Source organism: Thioalkalivibrio sp. HK1, from assembly GCA_000583135.1.
Taxonomy (GTDB): Bacteria; Pseudomonadota; Gammaproteobacteria; order HK1; family HK1; genus HK1.
Genome location: JFBG01000085.1, coordinates 1 through 12,864, shown reverse-complemented (window position 1 = coordinate 12,864; position 12,864 = coordinate 1). Strand labels below are relative to the sequence as shown.

Below are 12,864 nucleotides of genomic sequence, written 5' to 3'. Positions count from 1 at the left end.
ATGCGACCGGAAGCGTGAGCGTCGATGTGACGGACGATGACAGCGAGGCTTTCGTCCTGCCATCGAGCAATGTGAGCGTCAACGAGGGCAGTAGCAACACGTTCAATATCAAGCTGGCGACCTTGCCGAGCGCAGATGTGACGGTGACCTTGGCCCAGCCGACCAATACCGATGTGACGGTGGGCAGTACTTCGCTGACCTTTACGACTTCCAACTGGGATCAGAATCAGTCGGTCACGGTCAATGCGGGCCAAGACGCCGATACCGCAGATGAGAGCGCGAGCATCTCCGTTTCGGCATCGGGCGGGGGCTATGGCAGCGTGACCGGCTCCGTGGGCGTCGATGTGACCGACGATGACACCGAATCCTTCGTCCTGCCATCGAGTGACGTGATTGTCAACGAGGGCAGTAACAACACTTTCAGTATCAGGCTGGCGACCCTGCCGAGCGCGAGCGTGACCGTAACTTTGGCTCAGCCGAGCAACACCGATGTGACGGTGAGCAGTACCTCGCTGACCTTTACGACTTCCACTTGGAATGTGAATCAGACGGTTACGGTCAATGCGGCGCAAGACGCCGATACCGCAGATGAGAGCGCGAGCATCTCCGTTTCGGCATCGGGCGGGGGCTATGGGAGTGTGACCGGCTCCGTGGGCGTCGATGTGACGGACGACGATACCGAATCCTTCATCCTTCCCTCGAGCAATGTGAGCGTCAACGAGGGCAGTAACAGCACTTTCAATATCAAGCTGGCGACCTTGCCGAGCGCGAGCGTGACCGTAACCTTGGCCCAGCCGAGCAACGGCGATGTCAAGGTAGATACCAATACCTCGATGAGCGGCAACCAGAACACGCTGACCTTTACCACCTCCAACTGGGATCAGAATCAGTCGGTCAGGGTCAATGCGGCCCAAGACAACGATCTCGTGGACGACAGCGCGAGCATCTCCGTTTCGGCATCGGGCGGGGGCTATGGGAGTGTGACCGGCACCGTGGGTGTCGATGTGACGGACGATGACACCGGAACCATCATCCTCCCGTCAAGCGATCTGGCTATCGACGAGGGCGCCAACAGCAACTTCAATGTGAAGTTGTCGAACCAGCCGAGTGCGAACGTGACGGTGACCTTGACCCAGCCGAGCAACGGCGATGTCAAGGTGGATACCAATACCTCGACCAGCGGCAACCAGACCACGCTGACATTCACTTCCGGCAATTGGAATGTGGATCAGTCGGTACGAGTCACCGTCAGCGACGATGACGATCTCGTGGACGAAAGCGCGAGTATCTCCATTTCGGCATCCGGCGGCGGTTTCGCCGGGGTGAGCGGTAGCGTGGGCGTCGACATAACGGATGTCGACGTGGCGGAATTCATCCTCCCGACGAGCGATCTGAGTGTCGACGAGAACGATAGCACCACTTTCAATATGAAGTTGTCGAACCAGCCGAGCGCGAACGTAACCGTAACGCTGGCCCAGCCGAGCGGCAGCGATGTCACCGTGGATACCGATACCTCGACCAACGGCATCCAGAACACGCTGACGTTCACCTCCTCCAACTGGAATCAAAATCAGACGGTCACGGTGAACGCGGCCAATGACTTCGATGCTTGGGACGATACGGACCAGACCATCTCCGTTTCGGCCACGGGCGGCGGTTTCGCCGCCACGACCGGCAGTGTGGTTGTCGATGTGACGGACGATGACACCGAGGGCTTGAATCTACCTTCGAGTGACTTGAGCGTCGAAGAGGGGGAAAGTACCACCTTCATGGTGAGCTTGGCGACCTTGCCCCGAGCGGATATCACGGTCACGCTGGCCCAGCCGACCGGTGCCGGCGTGGTCACGGTGGATACCGACACCACAGCGAGCGGCAATCAAAATACGCTGACCTTCACCCCGAGCAACTGGAATGCGAGTCAGACGGTCACGGTGAGCGCAGGCCATGACGACGATGCTTGGGACCATGCGGACGTGACCATCTCCGTTTCGGCTTCGGGCGGCAACTATGGCAGCGTGACCGGCACCGTAAAGGTCGATGTGACCGACGACGACGAAGAGGGTTTGACCCTCTCCGCGAGTACCTTGAGCATCGATGAGGGGGATGATGAAACCCTCGATGTGAGGCTGACGACCACCCCGATGGGAGACGTTACGGTGACGCTCAACCAGCCCGGCAATAGCGACATCAGGGTGGATATCGAACCCGATACCTTCGGCAACCAGAACACTTTGACCTTCACTAACATGAACTGGAATGTGAGTCAGACCGCCAGGGTCTATGCCGAACAAGACGCCGACGCCGTGGATGAGAGCGCGAGCATTTCGTTGACGGTATCGTCATCCGCCGACAGCGCTTACGCCGCCGTCACCGATAGCGTGGACGTCGATGTGACGGACGACGAAGAGCCTGCCTTGCTCATCTTGGCGATCAAAGCAATGGTTGATGAGGTAGACCGGCCGGTCAGCAACTTGGCGATCACCGAGAGTGCCACCGCCACCTTCGAGGTGAAATTGGCGACGGAGCCGGGTGGTGGGAATGTCACGGTGACGTTGACCCAGCCCACCAACACCGACGTCAAGGTGGATACCGACACCTCGGCGAGCGGCTACCAGAACACGTTGACCTTCACCACCGGCAACTGGAATACGAGGCAGAGAGTGGCCGTCACAGTGCTCGAAGACGACGATGCCGTGGACGAGAGCGCATCCATCGCCATTACCGCCTCCGGTGCCGATTATGGCAGCCAGACCGGCAGCGTGGGTGTCATGGTGACGGATAACGACGAGGTGGGCTTGACCCTTTCGGCGTCCTCTTTGACCATCGCCGAGGGTGGGAACCAAACCTTCGATGTGGAATTGGCGACCCTGCCGAGCGGGACGGTGACGGTGAATCTTAGCGATGATGTGGCCAATGCCGATGTGACGTACACCCCGAGCAGTCTGACCTTCACCGGCAGCGAATGGGATACGGCTCAGACGGTGACGGTGAGCGTAGCCCATGACCCCGATGCCTCCGATGAGAGCGCAAGGATCGCCTTGGTGGCCTCGGGCGGTGATTACGGAGGGGTGAGGGAGAGGGTATCGGTCGATGTCGAGGATGACGACGAACCGGCATTGGTGCTTACGCCGGAGCAGATGAGCATCACCGAGGGCACGAACGATACCTTCGATGTGAAGTTGGCGACCCTGCCGAGCGCGAATGTTTCGGTGACGCTGACTCAGCCGGGCAATAACGACGTCAAGATCGATACCGACCCCAATGCCTCCGGCAATCAGGTCGCCACCCTCCTTTTCACCGGAAGCAACTGGAATACGAATCAAAGGGTGACGATCAATACGAGCGACGACGACGATCTGGTAAACGACAGTGCAAGCATCGCCCTGTCGGCCTCGGGCGGTGATTACGTCAACGTCGGCAAGAGCGTAAGCGTGACCGTAACGGATAACGATACCGCAGGTTTGACGGTTTCGCCGACAACGTTCAATCTCGCCGAGGGCGGCAACGGGACCTTCACGGTGAGGTTGACGCAGCAGCCGAATGCGAATGTGAGCATGACCTTGGCCCAGCCGAGCAATACCGATGTGACGGTCGACAAGACTTCGCTGACCTTCACGAGCACCGACTGGGATGTGGTGCAAACGGTGCGGATAAGGGCCGCCGAGGACGACGACGCTTGGGACGATAGCGCGAGCGATATCTCCATTTCGACGACGGGCGGCGGCTATGACGGCGTGAGCGAAAGCGTGAGCGTCGCCGTGACGGATAACGACGAGGAGGCTTTGATTCTTCCGCCGAATGCATTGGAGGTCACCGAGGGATTGAGCGGGAGTTTCTCGGTGAGATTGGCGACCCTGCCGAGCGCAAGCGTAACAGTGACCTTGACTCAGCCGAGCAACGCCGACGTGAAGGTGGATACCGACCCCGATACCACCGGCGATCAGAACACATTGACATTTACGGTATCCGATTGGGATAGCCTCAAAACGGTGACGGTCAATGTTGCCGAGGACGATGACGGCACCGACGAGAACGCCAGCATCGCCCTGTCGGCCTCGGGCGGCGGCTACAACAGTGTGAGCTCCACCGTGAACGCCAACGTGACCGATAACGATACGTTGAGGGTGATCGCCGACCCCGGGGTATTGAATTTCACCGAGGGCGAGAGCGGCACCTTCGATGTGAGGTTGGGGACCTTGCCGAGCGGGAATGTGACGGTGATGTTGCGTCAGCAGGAAAGCAATGCGGATCTGACGATGGACAAGTCATCGCTGACCTTCACCCCATCGACCTGGCACGAAAGGCAAACCGTCACCGTCAACGCCGCCCAAGACGACGATACCGCCTTGGACGAGTCGATCGTCTTGTTGTCCGCTACGGGCGCCGACTACGGCGATGTGAGCCAGACCATGACGATTCGGGTGACCGATAACGACAGCCCGGGACTGACCGTTTCGCCGGGTGAATTCGAACTCGTCGAGGGTACCGGCACCCACTTTTTGGTGAGGTTGGCGAAACGTCCGAACGACGAGGATGAGACGGTGATGGTGACGCTGACCTCGAGCAGTCCCGAGGTGATGATCGACAAGACCTCGCTGACCTTCACCACCGGTACTTGGAATACGGGACAGGTGGTGGCGCTGGAGGTGGCTCATGACGACGACGACAGGAACGAGTCGGCGGTGATCGATTACACGGCCGCCGGCGGTGAATACGATAGCGTTGCGGGCAGTTTGGTGGTCGAGGTGGTCGACGACGATGAACCCCTCGCCCCGCCTCCCGGCATCAGGGGGCTGATCCTCGTCGAACCGCAAATCCTCGAGATCGACGAGGGCACATCGAAAACCATCGCCCTCAAATTCGATGGCATCGTTCCGACCTCGGATATGACCTTGGTATTGGCGAGATCCAACAAGGATATCTCTTTCGAGCCCTCATCGCTGCGCTTCACCCCCTTGGATTGGAACGAGGAGCAATACATCACCGTCAGCGCGGCGAACGATTCGGATGGCGTGGACGATACCGATATCATCACCTTCGCCGCTTTGGGTATCGAAGTGCCGCTTGCGCGGATGACGGTCGCCGTCAGGGACGATGAATACACTCCCCCGTCCGGGGGTGCTCGAGGGTCGATCGTCGCAACCCCGAGGACTCTCATGCTCGGTGAGAGTCTGTCGAGGACCATCGCCATCAGACTCCAAGGCGGCGTACCGGATAGGGAGGTCATCGTATCGTTGAGAAAAACCAACGACGATATCACGCTCTCTCCCTTCTCGCTGATTTTCACTCCCTCGAACTGGTTCGAAGAGCAGATCGTCACCGTCAGCGCCGCATTCGATACCGACGGTACGGACGATACCGATATCATCACCATGGTCGCCACCGGTGGCGGCTATGACAGAGCGATGCGGGTTCTTCCCATCACCGTCATCGATACCCCTGGTATGTTGGAAGCCTCCCCCGAGACGATCGAACTCGAAGAAGGCGGTTCGGCCAAATCCTTTACCGTCGGGCTCGGTGTCGAGCCGATCGGTACCGAAGCGGTCATCGTCTCTCTATCGAGCTCCAACCCGGGCATCGGCTTCTCCCCGTCCTCCTTGGTCTTTACGAGCAACGACTGGGATCGGGGTAAGAGCGTCAGCGCCCGAGCGGCCGAAGGCAGCAACCGCCAAGGCGGATTGGATGTCATCACCGTGGACGCCACCGGCGGGAACTATGCGGGCGTTCAAAGCACGATCTCGGTGAAATACATCGAGGATGAAGTGCGGATCGGCAGGCCGACCCCGAGCGATCCGCTAAGGACGCATGCCTTGGGGATCCCCCCGGCGGTATCCGGCGATCAATCCACTTTGAGCATCTCCTGCAGGCAGGAACGTCCCTGTGCGGTTCTGCTCGATTGCACGGCGCAAAGCGACGGCGCGGTCTTCCAAGGAGAGATCCCCGGGGTGATACCGGGCTGGGGAAGGCTAACCCTGACGGCGAGGGATATCGAGAGCTACACCGGTGGTTCGTGGTCCGGAAAAGGGCGTTTGGGATGCGCTCTGCGAAGCGTGGGTCGAATCACTTCCCAAGTCTGGACGCGCTCGGGGGACGGTGTTTTGGTGAATAACAGCGCCTATATCCGCAGCTATCCCGAGGGCGATGGACATCGGGCGGATATCGAGTCGATCACCTCGCCGGATGGTTTCGAGAAATCGAATATCCGCATTCGATGCATGGCCCCGCAGGGAGAACGCTGCACTTCGATGCGTTTCGATTGCTATGAGGATCATGGCAAGCACCGCCGAAGCGAGCCCTTCGAGATCGGATCCTCGATCGTGCGCCACATGCAAAGCGAAGAGTTGGCGAGCATGATCGACTATCGCTGGCGGGGGATGGGAATGGCATGCGAGTTGCGCTCGGATGCCCCGTTCACGGTGCAGGTGTTGACGCGAACCGGCGGCGGCGGGGCCTTGGTGAACAACAGCGGGGGCGGAAATGTAAGGGTCGGGGATTGAAAGATTCTTGTGATACCCTTCCGGCAAGGAGAATTCAATCTCGGCGAAAGGGCTCGCTCCCGCAGCAAAGCCACTTCGAAAAATCTCGGTGCGCGCTTTCGCAAAACAGAGTATTCTCGGAGAAAAATTGGCATTCAGTCGATATTTTGTGAAGAACCGAAGTACAATACGTCTTCGGATTGGTGGCTCGGTCAGGGTGAGCGATCGAGATCGCCTCGGCCGAAAAAGCCCGGTGTCGAGAGCCCGGTTGGAGCCGATCTTCCTCGGCATCGACGATAAGGAAATTTTCGAAATCAAGCCTCATATCGGGTAGTGTCAAAAAAACACGAATTCGACCATCTTTTGCGAGATTCATCTTGGAAAACGAAGAAATCGGCATGATCGAAGCCGATATCCCGATGCTATCGATACCATTGAACAAGACAACCACGCAGCGGAGATATTGTTTCTTGGCCTGATCCGAACCGGAATAACCACAGTGAACCCAACAAGCCAGATACCGAGATTTCACCCCTCGGTATCTGATTTCCTTGTGTCCGGTATCTTGGCTTTGATTCAACATTGATGTATTGACTTAAGCGGTTTTGCTTGTCATGGTTTTGCAGGGATTTTCGGCAGGAAGGGCGGTAGGATTCAAAAAAAGCGATGGCGGCATCGCTTCTTTGCATTGCCATCGATGATTCGAATGTCGGCGAATGGTGTGCATTCGCCGACATTCGGAAAAGACCGGGAAAAGACCGGGAAAAGACCGGGAAAAGACCGGGAAAAGACCGGGAAAAGACCGGGAAAAGACCGGGAAAAGACCGGGAAAAGACCGGGAAAAGACCGGGATCGGATTGGAAGGGTAAAAAGGAAAATCGTGATGAAGGGCGTTGAAAAGAAGTGCGTTGGAAAATCCATTCTCGGTTCCGTCGGATACGGACTCGTTCTCGTCCTTTTTACCCTTGGACTCGCTCTTCCCAGGATGTCGGCGGCGGAAATACTAATCAACCCCGGTAATAACGGCAGCATAGGAATCGTCGAGGGTGTCTTGGAGCAAGATACCTTCCATGGTATCGACGTGAGCTTGTCGAATCAGCCAAGCAGCGATGTGACGGTGACGTTGAAAGTGACGAACAACATCAACGTGAATCTGTCGAGGACCTCCGTGACATTCACCTCGAGTAATTGGCGAACCCGTCATCGCATCAAAGTTACCGCGCCCAAAGACAGCGATCCCGATCCCGACAGTGCGAATGTTTATATTACGGCCTCGGGTGGTGGCTATGACAGTTTCGCCGCAAATATCAATGTCGACATAGCCGATAAGGATTTGATCCTTTTCTCGCCCTCGACATTGACGATGGACGAAGGAAAAACCGCCGCCATCAAGGTCAAACTGGCCGCATCGCCGGGTGTGGGCAAGGAAACCGTAGCGAGAATAGCGGTTCGCTTGGATGAGGGCGGGCGGTATGCGAGGGGGTTTGATATCAATGGCGCCAGTAGTCCTTATTATGCGACGTTGACCTTCGATAGCACCAATTGGAATGTGGAGCAAGATTTTCGGATGTCTGCGAGGGAGGATGATAGAAACTATACAGACGATGTCTACAAGATATCCTTGTACTACTATGGCAGTTACTCGAATTCATCCATCTATGTACCTCTTCGTTCCACTATGTATATCACAGTGGTGGACAATGATAGAGATTTGGCTTTGTCGACAACCTCATTGGACATCGATGAAGGTAGTACGAATACCTTCAAGGTGAAGCTGCATACGCAGCCGACCGCTGCGGTGAGGGTGACGCTGACGCAGCCGAGCAATACCGACGTGACCGTGGACAAGACCACGCTCGATTTCACGACGACGAACTGGAATACGGATCAGACGGTCACGGTGAGCGCCGCCGCCGACCGGGGTCTTACGAACGAGAGCGCGACCATCCCCCTTTCGGCATCGGGGGGTGATTACGAAGGCTTGAGCGCCCAAGTGACGGTCAATGTGAGGGATATGGGCGATCGGTTGGTATTCTCGCATGACAGGTTGGATGTCATCGAGGGTCAATGGGCCGGCTATCCCGTGGGTTCCGGCGGCATCCGGGTGAAGCTCAAAGAGCGGCCCAGCGGTGACGTGACAGTGTCACTGCAGCCGAATAACAGCGATCTGACATTGGAAAGATCCACGCTGACCTTCACGACCGCCAATTGGAATTCCTTTCAGCTAGCCAAGTTCCAAGCGGCCGAGGATGCCGATGCGGCGAACGATGATGTGACCGTCACGCTCACGGCATCGGGTGGTGGTTATGAGGGTGTGAGCGAAGATGTGAATATTCTCATACTCGATAACGATTTGGTCATCTTCTCGCCCGCCTCGTTGACGATGGACGAAGGAGGAACCGCCGCCACCCCCATCAAGGTCAAACTGGCCTTGCCGCCGAATCCGGGCGATGAAACGATCATCTATATGCAGTCATTGCCTAAGCGGCACCCGAGTGGTGGGTTTGGGGGTGAGGTCCGTGTCAATGGCGATAGAACGGGAAATTTGACCTTCGACAGCACTAACTGGAATGTGGAGCAAACGGTCACGGTGACCTCGAGGGAGGAGGATCATAACTACGTAGACAACCAATACGATATACAGTTCGTGCATTTTGATTACAGAGGAAATGCATATAGCCCTCTTCGTGTCAATGCAAATGTCACGGTGCTGGATAACGATAGGAATTTGGCACTGTCGACGACCTCTTTGAACATCGATGAAGGCAGTACGAGTACCTTCAATGTGAAACTGCATTCGCCGCCGGCCGAGACGGTGAGGGTGACGCTGGCGCAGCCAAGCAATACCGATGTGACCGTGGACAAGACCACGCTTGATTTCACGACGACGAACTGGGCTACGGAACAAACGGTCACGGTCAGCGTGGCCAATGACGTGGATGCCATGGGCGAGAGTGCGACCATCTCCCTTTCGGCATCGGGCGATGGTTACGATGATATCACTGCCGATGTGAAGGTCAATGTGACCGATATAAACGATCGAATGGTACTTAGATATGGGACTGTATGGATCGTAGAGGGCGAGGCGAGCGCGCAACACCCATATTTTCCGTGGGGGCTCCGGGTGAAGCTCAAGGAGCGGCCCAGTGGTGATGTGACAGTGACGATGCAATCGAACAACAGCGATTTGACCTTTGGCAGGTCCACGCTGACCTTCACGACCGGAAACTGGAATAGTTATCAAACAGTTCCGATCATCGCCGCCGAAGATGACGATCCGACGGATGATGAGGTGATTGCAACCTTTACGGCATCGGGTGGTGGTTTCGACAACGTTCGGGCAACTGCCAATATTCTCATTCATGATAACGACTTGGTCATTTTTTCGCCGACATCATTGGTGATGACCGAGGACGGAACCGCTACCGTCAATGTCAGATTGGCGGAGTCGCCGGGGGCGGGCAATGAAAGAATAGTCTACGCAGAAGCGGAATCGGGAATCGATTTCCATGTTTTAAAAGACGATGGTACGCGCGCAAGAACGAAGCCCGTGACTTTCAACAGTACCAACTGGAATGTCGATCAGACCGTAACATTGATCGGAAGAGAGGATAGCAATTTCACCGACGATGAAGAAAATTTCAGACTTTCGCCTACCCGAAGAATTTTCGAGAGCGGTACCGGGAGGGATTACGGTAATCAGTTGTATCATCATGTGAAAGTAACGGTGAAGGATAGCGATAAAGAGCTGGTTTTATCGAAAGAGTCCATCGACGTCGACGAGGGCGATACAAGCACTTTTGGCGTGAAGCTGGTCGCGCAGCCGACCACCGATGTGAGGGTGACGCTGGCGCAGCCGAGCAATACCGACGTGACCGTGGACAAGACCACGTTGGATTTCACGGCGACGAACTGGAATACGGAACAGACGGTCACGGTGAGTACGGCCGTCGACAGCGATACTTCGAACGAAAGCGCGACAATCTCCTTTTCGGCTTCGGGAGGTGAATACGAGGGGGTGAGCGATAGTTTGAAGGTCGATGTAAGGGATACAACCGGTCGCCTGATGCTCTCGACGACCGATATGGCTATCGACGAGGGCTCGGCAGGTGCCGCTGCCGCTTATCTTTTGGTGAGATTGACAAAACGACCGAGCGCCGATGTGGGGGTGACGGTGACGCAGCCGAGCAACACCGATGTGACGGTGGATAAGACATCGCTTACGTTCACGGCATCCAACTGGAATGTCAATCAAACATTGAGAGTGAGTGCGGCCGAGGACGCCGACGTCACGAACGATAGTGCGAATATTCGCCTGACGGCATCGGGCGGTGGTTATGACAACGCGAGTACCGTGAGTGTCGAAGTGATGGACAACGATAAAGGGTCTTTTGTCCTTCCCTCGGCTACCGTGGCGCTCACCGAGGGTGGTACCGCCACCTTCGATGTGAGGCTGATGCAGCAAACGACCGCGGATGTGACGGTGACCTTGATTCAGCCGAGCAACCCCGATATCACAGTGGATACCGATACCGCCACGGCCGGCAATCAGAACACCCTGACCTTCACGGCTGCCAACTGGAGCGCGGCCCAATCCGTCACGGTAAATGCCGCCGAGGACAGCGATACCGACAACGAAACCGCGGGCATCGCCGTATCGGCAACGGGCGGCGGTTATAACAACGCCACCGGTTCGGTGAGTGTCAACGTGACGGATGACGATACGTGGACTTTGGTCCTCCCGTCGAGCCCCGTTGCGCTCATCGAAGGGGATACCGCTACCTTCGATGTGCGGCTTTCGGCGCAACCGACCGCGAATGTGACGGTGAACCTGACCCAACCGAGCAACGCCGACGTCAAACTGGATACCGACACCGCGGCGCCCGGCAATCAGAACACCCTGACCTTCACGACTGCCAACTGGAATACGAATCAATCCGTTAGGTTGAGCGCGGCGGAAGACGGCGATATGGCCGATGAGAGCGCGAGCATCACCCTTTCGTCCACGGGCGGCGGTTATGACCAAATCACCGGCACGGTGAGCATCGATTTGACCGACGACGACGAGGGCGATTTCACCCTTCCCTCGGCGCCCGTGGTCCTCGTCGAGGGCGCTACCGCCACCTTCGACGTGCGACTGTCGGTGCAGCCGACATCGAGTGTGACGGTGAACCTGGCCCAACCGAGCAACACCGATGTCACGCTGGATACCGACACCTCGACGAACGGCAACCAGACCACCCTCGCATTCACGACATCCAACTGGAATACGGCCCAAACGGTCAGGCTGAGCGCGGCCGAAGACGGCGATAGCAACAATGAGAGTGCGAGCATCTCGGTCTCGGCCACGGGCGGTGGCTACGGCGATGCCACCGGTACCGTAAGCGTCAGCGTGACGGACAACGACAGCGGAGCGGCCTTGGTCCTTCCGACGCAAGCCGTTGCGCTCACCGAGGGCGAGACCGCCACCTTCGATGTGAAGCTGACGCAGCAACCGACCGCGAATGTGACAGTCACGCTGGCCCAGCCGGGCAACACCGACGTCAAATTGGATACCGATCCCGGAACGAACGGCGAGCAGAACACGCTGACCTTCACCGCTTTCAACTGGAACACGACCCAAAGCGTCAGGTTGAGCGCGGCGGATGACGGCGACGCCGACGACGAGAGCGCGAGCATTTCCCTGTCGGCCACGGGCGGTGGTTATAACAACGCAAGCGGTACGGTCAGCGTGAACTTGACGGATGACGATGCGGGAACCCTGACCCTGCCGTCCGGCGCCGTTGCGATTGTCGAGGGCGCCACCGCCTCCTTCGACGTGCGCTTGTCGGCGCCACCGACGGCGAACGTGACGGTGACCTTGGAGCAGCCGAGCAACACCGACGTCAAGTTGGATACGGATACCTTCGCTACCGGCAATCAGAACACCCTGACATTCACGGCTTCCAACTGGAATACGGCTCGGACGGTCAGGTTGAGCGCAGCGGATGACGACGATACCGACGACGAGAACGCGAGTATTGCCGTATCGGCCACCGGCGGCGGTTATGGCGATGCCACCGGGACGGTGAGCGTCGATGTGACGGACGATGACGCGGGAGCCCTGACTCTCCCCTCGAGCGCCGTTGCGGTCGTCGAGGGCAATACCACCACCTTCGATGTGCGTTTGTCGGCGGCGCCGAGCGCGAACGTGACGGTGACGTTGGCCCAGCCGGACAATGCCGACGTCACGCTCGATACCGATACCGGAACGACCGGTAATCAAAACACCCTCGTTTTCACGACATCCGACTGGAATACGGCCCAGACCGTCCAGGTGAGCGCCGCCGAAGACGGCGATGCCGACGACGACACCGCGAGCATCTCCGTATCGGCCACCGGCGGCGGT

Annotated in this window: 2 protein-coding genes; both read left to right on the top strand. The window is 57.6% G+C overall.

Annotation, left to right across the window (positions count from 1 at the left end; genetic code table 11):
- Window positions 1-14 precede the first annotated feature (14 nt).
- Window positions 15-6,497: a beta strand repeat-containing protein gene (locus BF99_RS23555; RefSeq protein ID WP_038099025.1), complete on the top strand. Its 6,483-nt coding sequence runs from the start codon at window positions 15-17 to the stop codon at window positions 6,495-6,497.
- Window positions 6,498-7,359: 862 nt separating this feature from the next.
- Window positions 7,360-12,864: beta strand repeat-containing protein (locus BF99_RS0118445; protein WP_231471458.1), on the top strand; the 5,505-nt coding region annotated here is incomplete at its 3' end.